This is a genomic window from Photobacterium sp. GB-50 (assembly GCF_003026755.1).
GTDB lineage: Bacteria > Pseudomonadota > Gammaproteobacteria > Enterobacterales > Vibrionaceae > Photobacterium.
Map to the genome: position 1 here is coordinate 72659 of NZ_PYNX01000011.1, position 22482 is coordinate 95140.

General features: G+C 41.1%; 14 protein-coding genes. 6 read left to right on the top strand and 8 right to left on the bottom strand.

What is annotated here, in order from left to right:
• Positions 1-52 precede the first annotated feature (52 nt).
• Positions 53-715 (bottom strand): uracil-DNA glycosylase, encoded by a 663-nt coding sequence (ung, locus tag C9J41_RS14420; RefSeq protein ID WP_107207245.1) that lies wholly within the window; start codon positions 713-715, stop codon positions 53-55.
• A gap of 92 nt (positions 716-807) precedes the next feature.
• Positions 808-1662 (bottom strand): deoxyribonuclease IV, encoded by an 855-nt coding sequence (nfo, locus tag C9J41_RS14425; RefSeq protein WP_199187070.1) that lies wholly within the window; start codon positions 1660-1662, stop codon positions 808-810.
• 316 nt (positions 1663-1978) lie between these two features.
• On the opposite strand from nfo, the gene grcA reads away from it, so the two are divergent.
• Positions 1979-2356, top strand: coding sequence for an autonomous glycyl radical cofactor GrcA (gene grcA / locus C9J41_RS14430; protein ID WP_107207244.1), 378 nt, complete (start codon positions 1979-1981; stop codon positions 2354-2356).
• A gap of 138 nt (positions 2357-2494) precedes the next feature.
• On the opposite strand, the gene thrC is transcribed toward grcA, so the two are convergent.
• The 3 genes from thrC to thrA are packed head-to-tail and all read right to left on the bottom strand — an operon-like array spanning position 2495 to position 7201.
• Entirely contained in the window at positions 2495-3781 is a 1287-nt protein-coding gene (thrC, locus tag C9J41_RS14435; protein ID WP_107207243.1) for a threonine synthase, read from the bottom strand.
• Positions 3782-3783: 2 nt separating this feature from the next.
• On the bottom strand, positions 3784-4740 hold the full coding sequence (gene thrB / locus C9J41_RS14440; RefSeq protein ID WP_107246732.1) for a homoserine kinase: 957 nt from the start codon (positions 4738-4740) through the stop codon (positions 3784-3786).
• Between the two features lies 1 nt (position 4741).
• Entirely contained in the window at positions 4742-7201 is a 2460-nt protein-coding gene (gene thrA, locus C9J41_RS14445) for a bifunctional aspartate kinase/homoserine dehydrogenase I (RefSeq protein WP_107207241.1), read from the bottom strand.
• 424 nt (positions 7202-7625) lie between these two features.
• Here thrA and aceK point away from each other — a divergent pair, with 424 nt between their 5' ends.
• Together aceK and C9J41_RS14455 are read left to right on the top strand one after the other, a co-directional pair.
• Positions 7626-9344, top strand: coding sequence for a bifunctional isocitrate dehydrogenase kinase/phosphatase (gene aceK, locus C9J41_RS14450; protein ID WP_107207240.1), 1719 nt, complete (start codon positions 7626-7628; stop codon positions 9342-9344).
• Positions 9345-9515: 171 nt separating this feature from the next.
• Entirely contained in the window at positions 9516-9983 is a 468-nt protein-coding gene (locus tag C9J41_RS14455; protein WP_107260534.1) for a hypothetical protein, read from the top strand.
• Between the two features lie 14 nt (positions 9984-9997).
• Here the strand turns inward: C9J41_RS14455 and C9J41_RS14460 are convergent, their stop codons facing one another.
• The gene (locus C9J41_RS14460) at positions 9998-10495 is read right to left on the bottom strand and encodes a putative 4-hydroxy-4-methyl-2-oxoglutarate aldolase (RefSeq protein ID WP_107207324.1); all 498 of its coding nucleotides are present in this window, start codon (positions 10493-10495) and stop codon (positions 9998-10000) included.
• 713 nt (positions 10496-11208) lie between these two features.
• On the opposite strand from C9J41_RS14460, the gene arcA reads away from it, so the two are divergent.
• Positions 11209-11928: a two-component system response regulator ArcA gene (arcA, locus tag C9J41_RS14465; protein WP_107208579.1), complete on the top strand. Its 720-nt coding sequence runs from the start codon at positions 11209-11211 to the stop codon at positions 11926-11928.
• 71 nt (positions 11929-11999) lie between these two features.
• Here arcA and arcB read toward each other — a convergent pair whose 3' ends face one another.
• Entirely contained in the window at positions 12000-14369 is a 2370-nt protein-coding gene (gene arcB / locus C9J41_RS14470) for an aerobic respiration two-component sensor histidine kinase ArcB (protein WP_107246736.1), read from the bottom strand.
• A 150-nt stretch (positions 14370-14519) separates the two neighbouring features.
• The gene (locus C9J41_RS14475; RefSeq protein WP_107208581.1) at positions 14520-15458 is read right to left on the bottom strand and encodes a TIGR01212 family radical SAM protein; all 939 of its coding nucleotides are present in this window, start codon (positions 15456-15458) and stop codon (positions 14520-14522) included.
• A 647-nt stretch (positions 15459-16105) separates the two neighbouring features.
• Here C9J41_RS14475 and gltB point away from each other — a divergent pair.
• Both gltB and C9J41_RS14485 read left to right on the top strand, forming a co-directional pair.
• On the top strand, positions 16106-20653 hold the full coding sequence (gene gltB / locus C9J41_RS14480; protein WP_107208582.1) for a glutamate synthase large subunit: 4548 nt from the start codon (positions 16106-16108) through the stop codon (positions 20651-20653).
• On the top strand, positions 20646-22112 hold the full coding sequence (locus C9J41_RS14485; RefSeq protein WP_045083715.1) for a glutamate synthase subunit beta: 1467 nt from the start codon (positions 20646-20648) through the stop codon (positions 22110-22112). The genes gltB and C9J41_RS14485 overlap by 8 nt, the downstream gene beginning before the upstream one ends.
• Positions 22113-22482 lie beyond the last annotated feature (370 nt).

Consider the following 22482-nt stretch of genomic DNA (forward strand, 5'->3'; position numbering starts at 1 on the left):
AAAACAAAACGCCAGCATTTTGCTGGCGTTTTGTTTTTAGAAATAAATTCACTTATAGCTGCCAATTAATCACTGATTTCCCCATTTCAGCGAGTAACTGATTGGTTTTAGAAAAATGCTGACAACCAAAGAACCCCCGGTATGCAGATAACGGTGAAGGATGCGCTGAATGTAAAACATGATGACGCTCGGTATCTATCTTTTTACCTTTTTTCTGAGCATGGGCGCCCCACAGTAAAAAGATCACTCCCTCTGTATTATCATTAATGTACTCAATCGCACGATCGGTAAATGTTTCCCAACCAATCTTAGCGTGAGAATGCGCGCTCCCTTGCTCTACTGTTAGGACGGTATTAAGCAATAAAACACCTTGCTCTGCCCACGGCTGTAAATAACCATGTTCAGGTACTACAAAGCCTTCAATGTCAGTGGCTAATTCTTTATACATATTCGCCAATGACGGTGGCGTTTTAACTCCTGGAAGTACAGAGAAACTTAATCCATGAGCTTGCTTTGGCCCATGGTAAGGATCTTGTCCTAAAATCACGACCTTGGTGTTCTCTAATGGCGTAGAGGTGAATGCATTAAAGATATCTTGTTGAGGAGGAAATACCACTTTTCCTGATGCACGAGCAGCGTCAACCGCCTGTTCAATCCCAGAAAAATACGCTTGTGCTCGTTGTTGCTCGATAAATGTAGACCAGCTAGCGGTCATAAATACTTCCTCATCAATAGAATTTACTCAGTAAGAATATCAAAATCAGATCACAAGCGAGATAAATAATCGACGCCTTCATTTATAGCCACTTATTTTTGAGCGGCAAAATCTCGCAATGTCGCAATCTCTTGATGCCAAATATCAGGATTAATCGTTTCTAAAATAAGAGGCATATGATTAAAACGATCATCTTGCATGATATAACGAAAACAATCCCAACCGATCGCTCCTTCACCTAGACTATGGTGGCGATCTAAATGACTCCCTAAATCACCTTTGGAATCATTTAAGTGCATACCTCGGAGATATTGCATTCCAACAACGTCATCAAATTCAGCAAAAGTTCGATCAGTTGCAGTTTCAGTGCGTAAATCATATCCCGCCGCAAAGGTATGACAGGTATCAATACAGACACCTACCCGTGTTTTATCTTCAACTTGATCAATAATTTCTGCCAAATGTTCAAACCGCCAACCTAAATTTGAACCTTGTCCCGCGGTATTTTCGATCACTGCAACCACATCACTGACTTCTTTATGCGCAAGATTTATGGACTCAGCAATCAATTTTAAACACTCTTTTTCAGAAATTTTTTTTAAATGACTCCCCGGATGGAAGTTCAAAAGGTGCAATCCAAGCTGTTTACAACGCGACATTTCATCAATAAAAGCAGCACGCGATTTTTCCAACTTTTCAGCCTCTGGTGCACCTAAATTAATCAAATAAGAGTCATGTGGCAAAATAGCATTGGCATTAAATTCTAATTGAGAACAACGCGCTTTAAATGCCGCTATCACATCGGCCTCTAACGGCTTAGCCACCCACTGACGCTGGTTTTTAGTAAACAGGGCAAAAGCATTCGCACCAATTTTGTCAGCATTTACTGGCGCATTAAATACACCACCAGCAGCAGAAACATGAGCACCAATCAGTTTCATAACAATTTTCACCTTATTCATATTATTTGGCATTTCAAGCCAAAGAGAAACATTTAACAAACATTACAATTACAATTACATCTCAATAATGTTGTAAAAATACAACATCATTAAACTAAACTATTTTTTATCGCTTAAAATTTGTTGTTGATTAACCCTTAAAATGGCGTTAGATTGACTTAGCTCAATAAAACAGCCCTACTTTATTTAAGGTTTTTTGTTGTAATTTGATCTAGATCAATACACAAGTAGCCGCGCTGAGTTATAGCGTTAAAGCCTCAGCAAAAAGATTAAATTAACACCACTTTCTCGGAGATAAGTTATGATTACTGGTATTCAAATTACTAAAGCTGCAAACGACGATCTACTAAACACTATTTGGATCCTAGACAGCGAAACAAACGAAGCTCGTTGTGTATGTGCACTATCTGGTTTTGAAGCTGACCAAGTTATTGCTCAATCAGATCTAGGTGACATCGAATACCGTGAGCTAGCTATCGAAGCACCAGCAAAAATCGAAGGCGGTCAGCACCTAAACGTAAACGTTCTTAAGCGTGAAACATTAGAAGATGCTGCTAAGCACCCAGAAAAATACCCACAGCTAACAATCCGTGTTTCTGGTTACGCTGTACGTTTCAACTCACTAACTCGTGAACAGCAACAAGACGTTATCGCACGTACTTTCACTAGCAGCCTATAATTTCCTGCTAGCTTGCCTTATTAAGTACGTAACAATAAAAAAACGGCACGATCAATGTGCCGTTTTTTATTATCTGTAATAACAGAGTAATAAAAAAAGGAGCCTCGGCTCCTTTTTAGCGCTAAATACTATTCGTTATTACTGTACTGAACGTAATACCGCCTTCACGGCTTCAAAATCATTATCACGTTCTAAAGATAATAATTCCATCGCATTATGCTTCGCTAAAGGTGCAGGTAATGGAATATCTTTATCTAAGATCTCATCCACCACTTCTTTAAATTTCGCTGGATGCGCAGTACAAAGGAACAAACCTGTTTCGCCATCATTTAATTGCTCGTTAAGAATACGATAAGCAATCGCGCCATGAGGCTCACATAAATAGCCTTCTTCATTCATTTGCTTTAAGGTTTCAGCTGTTTGCTCATCCGTAACAGCACCATAACCTAATTCATTTAATCCCCAACCTTTTAGCTGACAAAGCTCTTCAATACGTGGCCAGTTATTCGGTTGGCTAACATCCATCGCATTTGAAATAGTTGGAACAGTGACTTTTGGAGACCACTCACCCGTTTGTAAATAACGTGGAACAGTGTCATTTTCATTCGTTGCCGCAATAAAGCGTTTAACAGGTAAACCTAACGATTTAGCTAATAAGCCTGCCGTTAAATTACCAAAATTACCACTTGGTACTGAAATAACTAATTGCTCACGTTCCGCTTTAGGCAGTTGAGCAACAGCTTCAAAGTAGTAACAGATCTGCGCCATTAATCGGCTAATATTGATGGAATTAGCAGAGTTTAACCCCACTTCTTTGCGCAACTCAGCGTCATCAAATGCTTGTTTCACTAATGCTTGGCAATCATCAAATGTGCCATTTACCGCAACTGTTGTAATGTTCTTACCTAAAGTACAGAACATCTTTTCTTGTAATGGGCTAATCTTGCCCTTCGGGTACAAAATCACAACCTTGATGTTATCCATGCCATAAAAAGCATGCGCAACAGCGGCACCTGTATCGCCTGATGTCGCGGTTAAAATCGTGATATCACTTTCACTATCAGCCGTTACTGCTGCGAGTGATTGCGCCATAAAACGACCACCAAAATCTTTGAATGCTAATGTTGGGCCATGGAACAACTCTAGCGCATACACGCCGTCTTTTACTTTATTGATAGGTGCTGGGAACTGAAATGCACTATCAACCATTTGGCTAACAGTTTCTTCACTTAGCTCATCACCGATAAACGCGGAAAGGATCTTGCTACTACGTGTGACAAAATCCATCTCTAGCAATGCATCAATATCGCTAAATTGAGGGAGTTCTGATGGAAAGAATAGACCTTGGTTACGTCCTAATCCTTGACGTACAGCCTGACCAAATGAAACCTGCTCTTGATGTTCTTTTAGATTATACAATTTCATTGTTATAGCTCACTTCCTGTTACTTTTGCGCCCAAGCTGTCTAATCGACAAACATGAACAAATCCTTCATCATTTTGAACATAATGTTCTTCGAGCCAACGTGCAAGTCGTTTAGCGACCTCTAAATCGGTGCAAACACTAAACATGGTTGGTCCAGAGCCTGAAATACCACTCGCAATCGCCCCTGCATCTAACGCATGCTGACGTGCTTGCGCAAAGCCAGGTAACAGCTTTTCACGGTAAGGTTCAGCCACGACATCTTTGATCATCTTCGCAGCTAACAGCGGTTGGTTTGAGTGACAGGCATGAATAAAACCACCTAAATGACGACCATGAGTGATCACATCTTGGCGACGATATTGTGCCGGTAAAATTGCACGCGCTTCAGCCGTTGGAACTTTAATCCCAGGGTAAGCCATCACCCAATACCAATCATCAAAACAAGGGACTTTCTGGCTTATGATCCCAAGCTCTTCCACCATGAACTGCAATCCACCAAGAAAGCACGGTGCGACGTTATCATAGTGAAGACTCCCTGAGATCTCGCCTTCCATCTCACCCATGAGCGCTAATAGCTCTGTTTCATTAAGCGGTTGATCATGGAAACGGTTAAGTGCATCTAATGCGGCAACAATCGAACAAGCACTTGAACCTAAGCCAGATCCAATCGGCATGTTTTTTTCTAATGTCACATCAACTGAGAGTAACGTGACCCCTTTTTTATCCAGCTCTCGTGCAAATACTTGCCAGCAACGATAGACAATATTCTCTTCTGTCTGCTGCGGCAGTTTATCAACAAAGGCACCAACGCATTGCAAACTAAAAGGTGTTTGACCCGCAGCCACTTTTACTCGATCGCCCAATAAGGTGCCATCAATTGGCGATACTGCCGCGCCTAAAACATCAAAACCAACACTCACATTACCAATCGATGCCGGAGCATAAACAACAACACTCATCTTATACTCCTCGTTTCCAGCCTAATGTACGCATTAAATCGGCAAAGACACCCGCGGCAGTTACTTCCGTACCCGCACCGTAACCACGTAATACCAGTGGGATCGGTTGGTAGTAACGGCTGTAGAAAGCTAAGGCATTCTCACCATCTTTAATTTTAAACATTGGATCATCAGGGTTCACCGCAACAATTTTCACCGAGCAATGGCCGTTATCGATTTCACCAACATAACGCAGTACTTTGTCCTCTTTTGCCGCTTCTTGAGCTAATTGAGTAAAATATGCATCCGCTTGTGATAAACGCGCCATGAAGTCATCTACAGAGCCAGAAGCATCAAAACCTGGTGGTAGTGCTTGTTCAACATCCACGTCTGAAAGCTCTAGCTCCAAACCAGACTCACGGGCAAGGATCAACAGCTTACGTGCCACATCCATACCTGATAAATCATCACGAGGATCGGGCTCAGTAAAGCCATTATTACGTGCAACGGTTGTTGCTTCGCTAAAGCTCATGCCTTCATCCAATTTACCGAAGATATATGACATTGAGCCAGATAAAATGCCAGAGAAGCGCTGTAGTTCATCACCTGCGGCTAATAGGTTCTGCAAGTTTTCAATAACAGGTAAACCTGCACCCACCGTAGTGTCATACATAAACTTACGACGGCTTAAACGTGCCGCTTGGCGTAATTGTTGGTAATAAGCCATGCTAGCCGTGTTTGCTTTCTTATTCGGTGTAATAACATGGAAGCCTGCAGCAAGGTAATCAGTATATTGCTCCGCAATGGTTTGATCTGACGTACAATCAATGATCACAGGGTTGATAATGTGATTACGCTGAACTAGCTGGATCATACGAGCAAGATTGAGTGGCTCATTCACCGCTCCCATTTGATCACGCCAGTTATCTAGGTCAAAGCCATCACGGCTCAGGAGTAACCCTTTGCTGTTCGCCATTCCGCAGACGCGAATCACGATACCGTCATCGGCAAGTTTACTTTGTTGACGCTGGATCTGATCGATCAACTCACCACCAACACCGCCAACACCAATCACAAAAACATCTAGGAAATGCTGGCTATTAAACAAATTCTCATGACACGCTTTAACAGCTTCTGGGACTTTATTTTGTGGAATAACCGCTGAAATAGCACGCTCAGATGATCCTTGCGCAATCGCAACAATATTGACATCCACTTCCGCTAAAGAAGTAAAGAAACGCGATGCTACGCCGTGAGATGTACGCATACCATCGCCAACTAAAGTTACGATCGATACGTTATCTGAAAATTCAACAGGCTCAAGCAGACCTTCTTTTAATTCCAGTTCAAAACTTTCGTTTAACGCTTTTTCAGCTTGAACATGATCTGCCGTTTCAATACAGAAACTAATACTGTATTCAGATGATGATTGAGTGATCAATACAATCGATACGCCAGCAGATGACATCGCACCAAATACGCGGGCAGCCATACCGACCATCCCTTTCATACCTGGGCCAGACACGTTCACCATCGTAAGATCTTTTAGAGTTGTGATCCCTTTTATGGCTAATTGATCTTCACCAGTATCTTGACCAATTAGTGTCCCTGGCGCTTGTGGGCTAAAGCTATTTTTAATCAAGCATGGAATTTGAAATTGGGCGATAGGGGCGATAGTTTTAGGGTGAAGAACAGAAGCACCGAAATAAGATAATTCCATCGCTTCTTGATAACTTAAAGATTTCAGTAGGCGTGCATCAGGGACTAAACGAGGATCACAGCTATAGACACCATCAACATCTGTCCAAATTTCACAACAATCCGCACGTAGACATGCAGCAAGCACTGCAGCAGAATAATCAGAACCATTACGACCCAGTGTTACTAGCTCACCTTTGCTGTTACCTGCGGTAAAGCCAGGCATAATACAAACATGCCCGGCAGGTAATGGATCACGACGGAAATTCTGCGTTGAAATTTCAATATCGACATGCGCCTCAAGGTAATCACCTTCAGCATAGAGATATTTAACCGGATCGATAAGGCTTGCAGGCTGACCTTTCGCTTCAAGTAAAGCTTTCATCGCTGCAATAGAAAGACGTTCACCTTTACTGATGATCGTCGCATACACATTATCAGGACATAAACCTAATAGTTTAATACCATGAACATACTCTTTTAGTTGTCCTAGAGAGCTCGCCAGTTTTGCATCTAAAGCGGCTTTATCAAACTGAGGCTCTAAGGCTTTTAAGCCACTGAACAATTCAGTAAATACCTGTTCGAGATCGGCCAACTGTAGCGATGATTCACCCGTTTTCACGGTGTTATCAATCACTGAAACTAATTTATTTGTTACCTTCCCTGGTGCTGATAGCACAACAGAAACGTCACCTTGCTGAGCATTACTCGCAATAATATCTGCTGCTCTTAAAAATCGCTCTGCATCGGCTAATGATGAACCGCCAAATTTAAATACTCGCATTCCCTACTCCCGAGTGACTATCCTGATCTATCTAGTTATCGCATCTAGATATACTCAAATATGTGAATTTAAAATCGTTAAAAAAAAACCCGCAGCTCAATATGAGTTGCGGGCTTATTGTTAATCCTTGCGTATATCAGCCCGCACCAACACCGAAGATGTTAATGGTAATAATAATGCGTGTAATGGCGTGAGAGCTGAATACATTCTTCATTGGTCTACAAATTCTTTTTTGCTAATAGCTTACGTTTACAGCAATCATACATTAGAGTCAATAATATCTTTACAATTGCACAACACAATAGACGGCAAAATGAATCAATTATCAGCCATTTTAATTAACAAAAGCGACTATTCTATTTGCAGTCATGCGGACTACGTTGCATAGTTAGGCGTGAATATATTGCATCGGGAGGAGTACCAAATGAGCGCTGCCATGGAATCATTAATTGCCCATACCATCTTACAAGGCTTTGATGCCATGTACGGCCGCTTTCTCGATGTAACAGCTGAAGCACAAGAACGTTTTGAAAAACAGCATTGGGGACTTGTTCATAATGCTTTAAAGAAGCGCATCAGCTTTTATGATCATCATGTTGAATTAGTCACAAACCAAATTCAAATTATGCTAGGTGAACGTTACGCCAATCATGATTTTTTAATGGCTGTGAAAATGGCCTACCAAGATTTACTCTTAGACTATCCTCGTTACGATATTGCTGAGAGCTTCTTCAATTCGGTATATTGCCGTATATTCAAACACCGAAATATTAATCGCGATAAATTGTTTGTTCATACTTCACAAGAAGATCGTGTTCCCCCTTACCCAACATCACTAACGCGCCACTATCGTGTTAAAACAACACTGAGTGCGATGTTTGAAAGAATACTTGATGACACGCCCTTTACGTTAACTTGGCAAGATAAATCGAGAGATATCCAACTATTACTTAAACACTTACAACGGGATCTGGGTAATAAGTTCGATCAAGATACAACGCTTGAGCTTATTCGTGAGCCTTTTTATCGAAATAAAGCCGCCTATTTAATCGGAAAACTCACATTCTCTAATGGCGATTTCTGTCCCTTTGTCGTTCCGATTTTAAACGACAGTAGTCATGAAATTTATCTTGATGCGTGTATTTGTGACGCTAACGATGTCAGTATTATTTTTGGTTTTGCACGCTCATATTTTATGGTTTATGCCCCTGCGCCAGCTGCATTAGTTCGTTTCCTTTCACAGTTAATTCCCAATAAAACCCTTGCTGAACTTTATACTGCGATTGGCTGCCAAAAACATGGAAAAACAGAGCTTTACCGTGAATTCTTAGCCCATTTGGCGACAACTGATGACAAATTTGTCGTAGCGCCCGGCATAAAAGGCATGGTGATGTCGGTATTTACTCTGCCATCTTATGATTTTGTCTTTAAGATCATTAAAGACAAATTTGCACCTCAAAAAGATATAAGCCACAACACTGTCAAAGAAAAGTATCAGCTAGTAAAAGGACATGATCGTGTTGGTCGAATGGCGGATACCCAGGAGTATCGTAATTTCTGTTTTCCTCGAGAGCGTTTTAGCGAAGCATTAATCCAAGAGCTACAGTCTATCGCTCCCTCTATCATTACGCTAACTGATGATACGATTATGATTGAACATTTATATATGGAGCGACGCATGGTGCCGTTTAACCTCTATATAGAAAAAGCAGACGATGGTGATCTACGCTTTGCTATTAATGAATACGGCAACGCTATAAAGCAGTTAGCCGCAGCCAACATTTTTCCAGGTGATATGCTATTTAAAAACTTTGGTGTGACTCGACATAAGCGTGTAGTGTTTTACGATTATGACGAAATCACCTACATGACAGAGATGAATTTTCGTAAAATTCCACCACCTCGATACCCAGAAGATGAACTGGCGGCAGAGCCTTGGTATAGCGTAGGAATCAATGATGTCTTTCCTGAAGAGTTTCGTACCTTTTTATTAATAAACCCCAAAGTACGCGCATTATTTGACGAGCTACATAGTGATTTGTTTGAAGCGAGCTATTGGCAAAAGCTACAACAGAATATTACGGAGGAAAATTATCCCGATGTGTTCCCTTATCCATCTGAATATCGATTTCATCAGCATTAACAATCAACAAAAAACATCATCACATTGTAATAATTAAAACACTAGTTACATAAAATAAGCGTACTGGCTCATATAATGTAAAACAGGGTGTCTATTTCTTAAATCTGAAATGCATTTTATCTACCAATACCCTAAAGTTAGTAACATAAAATAATAATTAGAGATAATGGTATGACGAGATTATTATTAGGGATGATTGTATTATTAGGGATTCAGCCTGTATTTGCCTCTGAATTCGATGACTTCGAACCCACTTATAATCGCAATAAAGAACAATCATCAGGGTGGTTTCTCTCGTCACAATCACGTCATCAACAAGCATTTGATGTTTGGCAAATTGACAGCGGATACGCTTATACCATTACCAAAAATACTCAACTTTATTTAAGTACCCAATTAACATCAGGTACAGTAACCCAGCGAGGGTCTAGAGGTATTGCATCAGGTGTTAAATATAATCTCACGCCCAAAGTCAGCCTACAAAGTGAAATAAATACGGCAACGACTAAAGAGAATACAAAGTTAGGGATAGAGGTCAGTAGTCAATATGATGTATCAGATCAACTAAACCTTAGAGCGACTGTTGATTATGAAGAACTCGAACAAGTCATTGAGTTTGGATTAGGATTTAGCTTCTAAGTAAAAGTTAGCTATTAGTCACTTAAGACAGATAAATCCAACGCGTGCTTAGACAAGATAATTCCATTTAAATCGGCATAAATATAATCACCAGGGTAAACTAGGTTTTCACTGAGATTTAATGTCACATTGAGCTCTCCCATTTGACGCTTCACTGTCTTAATCGGACATCCCCCTAATGCTTTTACACCTAAATTTAATGTCGCTAATGTTGCTATATCACGAACCGCACCATTAACAATGATCCCTTGCCAATGATTCTTAATCGCCAACAATGCTAATTGATCACCAAGTAACGCTCGTCGACAACTACCATGACCGTCAATGAATAACACTTTACCAGTGCCGTCTTGAGATAATATGTCACGTACTAAGCTATTATCTTCAAAACATCGGAGCGTGACACATTGGCCGTAAAAAATGTTTTTCCCACCATAATCATGACATCCTATTGGCAAAAAATGGATATCTTGTTCATAGTGATCGCATAAATCCGGTAGTAAATCTTTCATCATTCACTCTTCTTAGTATCAGTTAACGTCATCAATACTCATCTTGTCTAACATCAAAAAGTAAATTAACAATGTTACCTACCCCTTAATGGTTAAACGCAGAAATCAACACGACTTGAAACAAGGTAACGTTATAAACAAAATAGCTATGTAGAAGACGTATTAACAACTTTTAGCGTCAATCTAATATCGAATCAGGTTTAGATTCATCACATATAAAACATGCAACATAACGACGTCAATGTTACAATTAAAAACATAACGTAAATAACATGTTGTAGTTAATGTAAGTTATAGCCTGAAAAACACACAATCGGTATGTTTTTCATGAATATTTAACTTGGAAGTAATCAACCCACTATAGCTTCGACGATATTGTTAAAACTAAGAGTGAATAATCTATCTTTGCTCATTCTGTTTGATATAAATCAACAAACATATAAATAGCTATACTAAACAAACGCACAACATTGTTAGAGAGCTGTTAAGTGAATACAATCGCTGCATCAATTAGGGAGAGTGTAGCCAACACCTCAATATATGAGGTATTCCGATAGTTTTAATTATCGGGAAAAGGATGGTGTACCAACATAGGCAGCGATTTCGTAACAAATAAGTATTCTTGTTAATACTTTGCCTATATGTGAATTTTTTTTATAGAATTTAACTTACTCTGTTCATGCAGATTTGTTTTTTGATATTAGGTACTGCCAATGCAAACCCCTCACATTCTTATCGTAGAAGACGAGCACGTAACACGTAACACCCTAAAAAGTATTTTTGAAGCGGAAGGTTACACAGTTTTTGAAGCTAACGATGGCGCAGAAATGCACCAAATGCTTTCTGACAATCCTGTTCACCTAGTGATCATGGATATTAATCTACCAGGTAAAAATGGTCTTCTACTTGCTCGTGAACTTCGTGAGCAAGGCGATATGGCACTAATGTTCTTAACAGGTCGTGACAACGAAGTTGATAAGATCCTAGGTCTTGAAATTGGTGCTGATGATTACATCACTAAACCTTTCAACCCTCGTGAACTTACTATCCGTGCACGTAACTTATTGACTCGTGCTATGAACCAAGGTCTTCCTACTGAAGATAAGAAATTGGTTGAGCGTTACGAGTTCAACGGTTGGTCTCTTGAAATCAACAGTCGCTCACTAGTAAGCCCAAGCGGTGATCAATTCAAGCTTCCACGTTCTGAATTCCGCGCCCTACTTCACTTCTGTGAAAACCCAGGCAAGATCCAAACTCGTGCAGATCTTCTTAAGAAGATGACAGGTCGTGAGCTTAAGCCACATGACCGTACCGTCGATGTAACTATTCGTCGTATCCGTAAACACTTCGAATCTGTTGCTGATACACCAGAGATCATTGCAACAATTCACGGTGAAGGTTACCGTTTCTGTGGTGATCTTGGCGAAGAGTAATTCGTGAAGTTCAGACCATAATAAAAAGGCTCCTAAGGAGCCTTTTTTATTTTAAATGCAATACCATCACTCTATTTCTCGTACTGTTTTAACCATGTTTTCAGCACATCAATATCGTTTTGGTAACCATTTTTAATTTCATCAACCCAGTCATTAATGTTTTCCCACCAAGCAGGAAGTTCAGGAGACTGTGCTTTTTGTGCGACTTGCTGAATGTGTTTTAAACCGATAGAACCTGCTGCACCTTTAATTTTATGCGCTTCAAACTTAATCCCATCTTGATCTTTCGCGACCATATTCGAATCTAAAATCGCAATGTAATCTGGCATCATTTTTTCAAACATTTCGATGCTCGCATAAACAGGTTTAGTCCCTACAATATCAACGTAAGAGGTCAACATCTCCAAGTCGAGCAACTTGTCGATCATTTTATCGCTAGGCCCTGTTCCATCACTGTTAGTATCGGTTAAATCGTTAATTTCATCTTCCTCATAACTACAACTTAGAACGAGGTTTTCAATCACGCTAGTGATAGCTTTCACGCTTAATGGCTTACTAATCGCTTCATCCATCCCTTTTTCAAGGTATTCGCTTTTATCACTGATAACATTAGCCGTTAGAGCAACCAATGCTGGCAAATCCTGGTATTTTTCTCGTAGTTTCTGCGCAATATCAAAGCCTGTCATGTCTGGTAATTGAATATCTAACAAGACCAAATCATAATCTTCTGGTTTAAACATCGCTAAGGCTTCATCACCTCGCATTGCAACAGTGACTTCATGACCTAAACTTTCAAGCAAGGATTTAGCGACCGTGATATTTAACTCAATATCTTCCACCATGAAGATACTTAAACCAGTAAGCTCTGGTTTTACTTCAGTCACGATTTCTTCTTCAATAACATCTTCTACTAGCGGAACGCGAATTTTTACCGTAAAGGTACTACCTTCACCCACTTCAGAATGAACAGTGATATCTCCCCCCATTAGCTGAACGAGCTGGCGAGATACGGCAAGTCCAATCCCTGTTCCTACAGCATGAATATTATCGTCACCTTGTTTCACTTGATAATACATGGCAAAAATATTATCGATTTCAGATTTAGGAATACCAACACCGCTATCTTCAACTTCAAAGATAACATCAGCATCGTGCTCATGAATTTCACTGCTAACCGATAAAATCACGCCACCTTGTTTAGTAAACTTGGTCGCATTACCGATAAGATTCCACAACACTTGACGCAATCGCGTGCTGTCGACTTCAATATTTTTTGGCAGTTCAGTTAAGCACTCTAGGTCAAAACGCAATCCTTTCTGCTCAGCCATTAACTGAGAAATATTCCCCATTTCATCAATGAACTCGTTGAAATCCAATGGTTTTGGCATCAACTCTAAACGACGGCGATCGGATTTATCTAAATCAATAATATCATTAAATATATTTCCTAAGGTGATCGCACTAACATGTACGGTACGTAAGTAACCACGCTGCTCATCAGTAAGATCTGTATCGAGTAACATACGACTTAAGCCAACAATACCATTGAGTGGGGTGCGTAATTCATGGCTAATGGTTGAAATAAATGAGGTTTTGTCGCTACTGGCTTTTTCTAACGCATCTTCATATTTTTTACGTTCGGTAATATCACGGCCAAAGCCCATTAGACCAAGACGACGTCCATTGCGGTTATAAAATGGCACTTTACGAAGTTCAAATAGCGCACGTTTACCATTTGGATAAACTAACCACTGCTCATCTGTCATGGCACTATTTTCGTTAAACAACTCTTCGTCTGTTTTAATAATTCTTTTAGCGACTTCTTCAGGGTAAACATCCCAGGGTGTTAACCCCACTAGTTCTTTTTCTGTTTTACCCACTAACTCTGACATTGCACGATTACAACCTGAGAATTGGTTTTTTTCATTACGGTAGTAAATCAAATCAGGCGACGCATCTAAGAAAGACTTTAATAATGCACTTTGCTCTGCCACCGCTACTTGGGCATTTTCTCGCTGATAAACCTCATTTTCGAGATCATGCATCGCTTCTTCACGTGCTTCTTCCGCTTTTTCCCTTTCTTCTATTTCTAAATTTAACTGCGCAATATTGTTTTGAAGCTGTTTATTTAACTCCATGTCTCGCGAGCGCATCTCTTCTAGTTTAGTGACTAACTTCGATAAGCGTTGACGTGAGTCTTCTAACTGATCGACGACAACAGAGAGAAAATAAACAGCCCAAGGCGTTATTAATAAACCAAATGTCACCGATCGCACGATATCAATATCATTCACGGTGCCATGTAGTACTAACGTCACACTAACTTGAACAACAACGGCTAATGCAACCAATGCTAATGCAAGGAGTAGGCTAAAACGAACGATCCCTAATTTAACCAGAAGATCGACATAAAACTGAGCTAACATTTTGACTTGTTTCATCACTGAATACCAAAAGAAGAAAGATGCCGTCAAAGCGACGTGTAAGCTTGTTAATCATAAGCGCTGATATCAATTGCGCCAGAATAAAAAGCTGAAACTATAACCTTCACATACAAAAAAGCCCACATCACGTAGGCTTTGTTTTGTATTCTATTTTAATTGTGGGCGTTGATATACAAAAGCGTCATTAATTAGACTCCCTTGCCCACCATAAGTATCTAAGTTACGTCCAATTTCAGTCATCGCTAACCAGCGGTTTTCACACCACATTGGTGCCAGTAAGGTTGGCCTACGTGCCGCGGCTGAAACCCGATGATAAATCACATCAGCAGGAGTTAATCGGATCATTTCGCTCGCAATGTTGGTGTACTCTTCAAGGCTAATAGGGTCTAAACGTTCGGCTTTATATGCTTGCCCCATTTTACTGCCTTCAACTATGTGTAGTGGATGCAATTTTATCCCATCCACGCCTACCGCCACCACTTTACTGATCGTATCAAGGTTATCTTGTTTGGTGTCACCTGGCAGCCCAACAATTAAATGAGTGCAAACCTTGATCCCTAATGCCCGTGCACGTTGAGTGATAGCGGCATAACATGCAAAATCATGACCTCGGTTAATCCGCTTTAATGTCTTTTCATTTGCCGTTTGTAAACCTAACTCGAGCCAAATCTCATAGCCTTGTTGTACATAATCAGACAGTAACTCTAATACCGCATCAGGCACACAGTCAGGTCGAGTACCGACACATAACCCCACAATATCCGTCGTTTTTAACGCCTCTTCATACATTTTCTTTAGCGTTTGAACTTCAGCATAAGTACTGGTGTAAGCCTGAAAATAAGCTAAATAACGTTTTGCACGATGAATTTCATCGGCACGCTCTGCTAATTGCTGTTTAATAGGTAAAAACTGAGTCTTTTCATCTGCAAAAGAGGCCACATTACAAAATGTGCACCCTCCCCGACCAATCGTTCCATCACGATTAGGACAGCTAAAACCGCCATGCAAAGTTAACTTATGGACTTTTTCACCATAACGGCGCTGTAAGTCTTGACCAAATGTATTAACGAGTTCGTGCAGTTGCATTGCTTTACCTGATTGCAAATAAATAGCTGTAAACACCGCGATGAATAGCGAGCAATATTAAAAAGAGTCGCAAGATAGCATCAATTACAAGTAATAAATTTGTGCTAAAACAAACAAAGCCCTTTCCTTTACTCAACAAAAAAGACACTTAATCGTAAATAAAATACAAAAAAGTTTCCCTAACTACGTATTGTTGCCTTTTTGTAAACAATCGATCACCAAACGTTTTTTGCATTTAAACGCAATTGCGAATAATTATCGTCGTTAAAAAGCCTTTTTCATGTTTAACAATGCAACAAAACAGCAATATTATGATAGCTAAATGTTAATTTTTATTGGTAATTAATGTATCAAAATTGTAGGATAGTTACACTTGTGTGCAATTTCTGAACAATAAAAGCGATGCCATCACCCTACTGTAAAGTGATTTGTGTCGCCCTTTCTCAAGAAATACAGTGTGTTCGTTCATAGCAAAACGAAACAACAAAATTAAGTTTGCCAATACAGGACGATTTTATCTTTGTGCAGACACTCAATCATGTTGGGTAGAACAGGATAGTTCATTTCAATACCGCAGGATTGTGACAATAAATTAGGGATAACCAAGCCTTAGGAATATGGCTTGATGCAACTGGAAGGATGTATCTATGACAGATCAAGAGCTGAACGATCAGGGACTTTATGTGCCTGAAATGGAGCACGATGCCTGTGGTATCGGCTTTGTCGCCCACCTAAAAAACCGTAAGTCTCACCAGATTGTTACTCAGGCTCTCGATATGCTAGCGCGTATGGAGCACCGTGGCGGTCAAGGTTGTGATCCATGCAGTGGTGATGGTGCAGGCATTTTGCTGCAAAAGCCCCACGAGTTCTTATTAGAAGAAACACTGACACTCGGTATTAAATTACCCGCCTTCGATAAATATGGCGTCGGTGTTGTGCTATTTCCAAAAGATGAGCATAAACGCCAGCAATGTCGTGAGATCTTAGAGCGTAACGCTAAACGCCTTGATCTTGAAGTGATAGGCTACCGTGTACTTCCAGTTGACAACTCAATGATCGGTGAAGATCCATTGAGCACAGAACCACAATTTGAGCATGTCTTCATCACTGGTGGCGCAAACTTAGATCCAGCCGTACTAGAGCGTAAACTTTATGTTTTACGTAACTATACTGTACGTGTTTGTCTGGAAAGTGTTTCGAACATTGGCGATGACTTCTATATCAACTCTCTGTCATACAAAACTTTGGTTTACAAAGGCCAATTAACTACAGAGCAAGTACCTCAGTACTTCCTTGATCTACAAAATCCAACGATGGTGACCGCACTTGCATTAGTTCACTCTCGTTTCTCAACCAACACCTTCCCACGTTGGCGCTTAGCACAACCTTTCCGTTACATTGCTCACAACGGTGAAATCAATACCGTTCGTGGTAACTTGAACTGGATGAAAGCCCGTGAAGCGATTCTTGAGTCTGATTTATTTAGTCAGCAAGAAATCGATATGCTACTGCCGATTTGTCAGGAAGGTAGCTCAGATTCATCTAACTTCGATATGGCACTAGAGTTACTTGTGCTTTCTGGTCGTAGTTTGCCACACGCTTTAATGATGCTTATCCCTGAAGCGTGGCAAGAAAACAAAAACATGGATCCTAAGCGTCGTGCTTTCTACCAGTACCACGCCAATATCATGGAACCATGGGATGGCCCAGCCTCTGTTTGTTTCACCGATGGTGTTCAAGTAGGTGCAACACTGGACCGTAACGGCCTACGTCCATCACGTTATACTGTGACTAAAGATGACTTCCTTGTGATGGCATCTGAATCAGGCGTGGTTGAAATTGAGCCTGAAAACGTCCAATTCCGTGGTCGTCTACAACCGGGTCGTATCTTCGTTGCTGATCTAGAGCAAGGTCGTATTATTTCTGATGAAGAAGTAAAAGACAGCATTGCGACAGCACAACCGTATGAGCAATGGGTTAAAGACAATCTATTAAGCCTAAAGACGCTTCCTGAAGCTGATAATATGCATCATCAGCCAACACCTGAGCGCTTACTGCATCATCAACAAGCGTTTGGTGTGAGCTCAGAAGAAGTGAATGACATTATTGTTCCACTGGCAAAAACAGGTTATGAGCCATTAAGCGCGATGGGTGCAGATTGGCCGCTAGCCGTGCTATCACACCAATCACAGCATTTATCTAACTACTTTAAGCAGTTGTTTGCGCAGGTAACCAACCCACCAATCGATCCAATTCGTGAGCGCATGGTAATGTCATTGAATACTTACCTCGGTAAGGATCAAAACCTGCTAGCTGAAACACCTGCGCATTGCCAAAAAGTTGAACTTGAATCTCCTGTTCTTTCTAATGCTGAACTTGAGAAAATCCGTGAGATTGATAATGAACATCTTCAATCGAAAACATTGGATATTGTATTTAATGCAAGTGGCGAAGATGGCAAACTAGAGCGTGCACTTAAACGTATTTGTCAGTATTCAGAAGATGCAGTCGTTGATGGTTATTCAATCATTATTCTAACTGACCGTGCGGTTAATTCTAACCATGCAGCTATTCCTGCAATGCTGGCTGTTGGCGCGGTTCACCACCACCTGATCCGTAAAGGTCTTCGCGCGAAATGTGACATCGTGGTTGAAACTGGCGATGCTCGCGAAACACACCACTTCGCAACCCTAGTTGGTTATGGTGCTAATGCAGTTAACCCATATCTTGTGACTGAAACGCTAGTAGATCTTCAACGTAAGCGTAAGCTTGATCCAGAAGTACCAACAGACACCTTATTTGATAACTACCGTAAAGGGGTTAACGGTGGTCTGCTGAAAATCTTCTCTAAGATGGGTATTTCAACCCTACAGTCATACCACGGCGCACAAATTTTTGAAGCACTTGGTATCAGTAAATCTGTGGTTGATAAGTACTTCACCGGTACTGTAACGCGTATTCAAGGTCTAACGATTGATGATATCGCGCAAGAAGTCTTAGTCCGTCATCGTGTTGGTTACCCTACTCGTGAAATCCCAGTACAAGTACTTGATGTAGGTGGTGTATATCAGTGGAAGCAACGTGGTGAGAAACACTTGTTTAACCCTGAAACCATTTCACTGCTACAACAATCAACACGTGAAAAAGATTACGCGCAATTTAAGCAATATGCGAAAGCGGTTGATGATCAAGGTGATAACGCTGCAACACTGCGTAGCCAACTTGATTTCATCAAAAACCCTGCAGGCTCTATTCCACTCGAAGAAGTAGAACCAATCGAGAATATCCTTAAGCGTTTTGCCACAGGTGCAATGAGCTTTGGTTCGATTTCTTACGAAGCGCACTCAACACTGGCTGTTGCGATGAACCGCATCGGCGCAAAATCTAACTCAGGTGAAGGTGGTGAAGATCCAGTTCGCTTTGAGAAGAAAGACAACGGTGATTGGGAACGTTCTGCTATCAAGCAGGTGGCATCAGGTCGTTTTGGTGTCACCTCTTACTACCTAACTAACGCTGATGAGCTGCAAATCAAAATGGCTCAAGGTGCGAAACCCGGTGAAGGTGGTCAGCTTCCAGGTGATAAAGTCGATGACTGGATTGGCGCAACACGCCACTCAACACCAGGGGTTGGCTTAATTTCTCCACCGCCTCACCATGATATTTACTCAATCGAAGATTTAGCCCAGCTGATCTACGATTTGAAAAATGCCAACCGCGCAGGTCGTGTCAACGTTAAACTGGTATCAGAAGCCGGTGTAGGTACGATTGCATCAGGCGTTGCTAAAGCCAAAGCCGATGTTGTTCTTATTGCAGGTTTTGATGGCGGTACAGGTGCATCACCAATGTCATCTATTCGCCACACAGGTCTACCGTGGGAATTAGGTCTGGCAGAAACGCACCAGACGCTACTGAAGAATGGTTTACGTAACCGTATCGTTGTTCAGTCTGATGGTCAGATGAAAACACCTCGTGACCTTGCTATCGCCACTCTTCTGGGTGCTGAAGAATGGGGCGTAGCAACAGCTGCACTGGTTGTTGAAGGCTGTATCATGATGCGTAAGTGTCACAAGAATACTTGTCCTGTTGGTATCGCAACACAGAACAAAACATTACGTGAACGCTTTGATGGTCGCGTAGAAGACGTTGTGACTTTCTTCCAATACATGGCTGAAGGTTTACGTGAAGTAATGGCAGAGCTTGGCTTCCGCACTATTGAAGAAATGGTAGGGCAATCTCACAAGCTGAAAGTCCGTGATAATGTCAGTCACTGGAAATACAAGAACCTCGATCTTAGCCCTGTACTTTACGTTGAAAAGCCACGTGCTGAAGATGGTATTTACAACCAACGTCCCCAAGATCATGGTTTGGATAACGTACTAGACCGTCAATTGATTGAACTTGCACAACCAGCACTGACGGAAGGTAAAGCAGTCAACGCTGAATTGCCTATCATCAATACCGATCGAAGTGCAGGTACTATGCTGTCGAATGAAATTTCGAAAGTATACAAAGATAGCGGCTTACCACAGCCGATGAACGTGAAGTTCTTTGGTTCAGCAGGTCAAAGCTTCGGGGCATTCCTTGCTAAAGGCGTGAAATTTGAAGTTGAAGGCGATGCGAACGATTACTGGGGTAAAGGCCTATCAGGCGGTACGCTAGTACTCTACCCTGATGCGAAATCTGACATCGTTGCTGAAGATAACATCGTTGTGGGTAACGTGTGTTTCTACGGTGCAACCTCTGGTGAATCTTATATTCGCGGTCTTGCTGGCGAGCGTTTCTGTGTTCGTAACTCAGGCGCACAAGTTGTGGTTGAAGGTGTCGGTGACCACGGTTGTGAGTACATGACAGGTGGTGTTGCCGTTATCCTGGGTCAAACAGGTCGTAACTTTGCTGCTGGTATGAGTGGTGGTGTTGCTTATGTTTGGGATCAGTTCGATGACTTTGAAACCAAATTAAACCCAGAGTTAGTCGATTTAGATCCAATCGAAAAAGAAGACCAAGAATTATTACTAAATATGCTAACGAAGCACGTAGCATTGACTGGTAGTACGGTTGCAGAGCTTTTCCTATCTAACTTCGAAGCTAACTTGAAGAAGATGGTGAAAGTTATGCCAAGGGATTACAAAGCCGTATTACTAAAGCGTAAAGCTGAAGCTCAAGACAAGGAAGCGTTGGAGGCAATCAATGGGTAAGCCAACTGGATTTTTAGAATTTGGCCGTGAATTGCCAAAAAAATTGGACCCGAGTGTTCGTATTCAAGATAACAAAGAATTCGTTTTAAACGATGAATTTGGTGACAAGATCAATGAACAGTCATCACGCTGCATGGATTGTGGTGTACCGTTCTGCCATAACTCTTGTCCAATTGGGAATATTATTCCTGAATTTAATGATGCGGTTTACCGCGATAGTTGGGAAGAAGCGTGGAACATCCTAAGTTCAACGAATAATTTCCCAGAATTTACGGGTCGTGTGTGTCCTGCCCCTTGTGAAAGTGGCTGTGTGTTAGGTATCAACCAAGATCCCATCACGATTTGTAATATCGAGAAAACAATTGTTGAAACAGCTTACCGTGAAGGTTATGCCAAGCCTAAAACACCACGTTCTCGAACCGGTAAAACCATTGCAATTATCGGTTCAGGCCCTGCTGGCTTATCAGCAGCAGAGCAACTAAACAGCGCAGGTCACACTGTGACAGTGTTTGAGCGTGATGAAAAAGTCGGTGGTCTACTTCGCTTTGGTATTCCTGACTTTAAGCTAGGTATGGATATCATTGATCGTAAGATCAACCTAATGGCAGAAGCTGGCGTTAAATTTGAAGTTAATGCGCACATTGGTGTCGATATCAATGCTAAGCAATTACGCCAAGACTTTGATGTCGTTCTACTTACAGGCGGCTCAACCGTTCCTCGTAACCTGCCAATCCCAGGTCGTGAACTAAATGGCGTACATTTTGCGATGGAATTTCTTGCGCAAAATAACCGTCGTGCCAACGATATGGATTTAAAAACCGAAGAAATCCATGCCAAAGGTAAACATGTAGTGGTTATTGGTGGCGGTGATACAGGTTCTGACTGTGTGGGTACATCAAATCGTCACGGCGCTGCAAGTATTACTCAAGTTGAGATCATGCCTGTTCCACCTGAAAAGCGTCCAGCTAATCAGCCATGGCCGTCATACCCAATGATCATGAAAACATCAACGTCACATGAAGAAGGTTGTGATCGTTACTGGAACATCTTAACCAAAGAGTTTATCTCTGATGATAACGGTAATGTGAAAGGCTTACGTATTGCTGATATCGTTTGGCAAGAAGCAAAACCAGGTGAGCGCCCAGGGTTTGATGAAGTTGAAGGTTCAGAGCGTGTGATTGCCTGTGATCTTGCTTTCTTAGCGATGGGCTTCTTACACCCAGAACCAACAGGCGTTCTCGCTCAACTTGATATCGCATTAGATGAGCGTGGTAATGTTGCAACTGAAGATTTCGCGACTAACCAAGCCGGTGTATTTGCAGCAGGTGATATGCGTACAGGTCAATCATTGGTTGTACGTTGTATTAACGAAGGTCGAGAGTCTGCTCGTGCAGTTGACGCTTACCTTATGGGTAATACAAACCTTGAAGCAAAAGCTGATTCATTAATGCTTTCTTAACTTCTACGTAAAGTTAATCTTTAATGCAAAGCCAGCTCAAATGAGCTGGCTTTTTTACTGTTATAACTCTCAATATTCAATGTTAGCCTCAACATTTCCCCACACATCCCTGAAAACCTATACTTAATTATTAATATTAAGACTTTAATTACGCCCTTCCAATCAGGATAAACACTTGCTACTCACTATATTTAATTGAACTTTAAGATGTTATTACTATTTTAAGATACATCATAATATTTAGCGCTAGTTGTTATGTCTATTTGACCTTTTTGTAAATTATGGGTACTTTGATGAATCGCAGGAAGCATACTGATGATCAGGATGATTATCATATTGATGCAGTAAACCTGTTTATGACAAACAGGTG

Excerpts from the sequence above, each read along its gene's own strand:
- ung (WP_107207245.1), bottom strand. The coding sequence starts at position 715 with ATGACCGCTAGCTGGTCTACATTTATCGAGCAACAACGAGCACAAGCG.
- grcA (WP_107207244.1), top strand. The coding sequence starts at position 1,979 with ATGATTACTGGTATTCAAATTACTAAAGCTGCAAACGACGATCTACTA.
- thrC (WP_107207243.1), bottom strand. The coding sequence starts at position 3,781 with ATGAAATTGTATAATCTAAAAGAACATCAAGAGCAGGTTTCATTTGGT.
- thrB (WP_107246732.1), bottom strand. The coding sequence starts at position 4,740 with ATGAGTGTTGTTGTTTATGCTCCGGCATCGATTGGTAATGTGAGTGTT.
- thrA (WP_107207241.1), bottom strand. The coding sequence starts at position 7,201 with ATGCGAGTATTTAAATTTGGCGGTTCATCATTAGCCGATGCAGAGCGA.
- aceK (WP_107207240.1), top strand. The coding sequence starts at position 7,626 with ATGAGCGCTGCCATGGAATCATTAATTGCCCATACCATCTTACAAGGC.
- C9J41_RS14455 (WP_107260534.1), top strand. The coding sequence starts at position 9,516 with ATGACGAGATTATTATTAGGGATGATTGTATTATTAGGGATTCAGCCT.
- C9J41_RS14460 (WP_107207324.1), bottom strand. The coding sequence starts at position 10,495 with ATGAAAGATTTACTACCGGATTTATGCGATCACTATGAACAAGATATC.
- arcA (WP_107208579.1), top strand. The coding sequence starts at position 11,209 with ATGCAAACCCCTCACATTCTTATCGTAGAAGACGAGCACGTAACACGT.
- arcB (WP_107246736.1), bottom strand. The coding sequence starts at position 14,369 with ATGAAACAAGTCAAAATGTTAGCTCAGTTTTATGTCGATCTTCTGGTT.
- C9J41_RS14475 (WP_107208581.1), bottom strand. The coding sequence starts at position 15,458 with ATGCAACTGCACGAACTCGTTAATACATTTGGTCAAGACTTACAGCGC.
- gltB (WP_107208582.1), top strand. The coding sequence starts at position 16,106 with ATGACAGATCAAGAGCTGAACGATCAGGGACTTTATGTGCCTGAAATG.
- C9J41_RS14485 (WP_045083715.1), top strand. The coding sequence starts at position 20,646 with ATGGGTAAGCCAACTGGATTTTTAGAATTTGGCCGTGAATTGCCAAAA.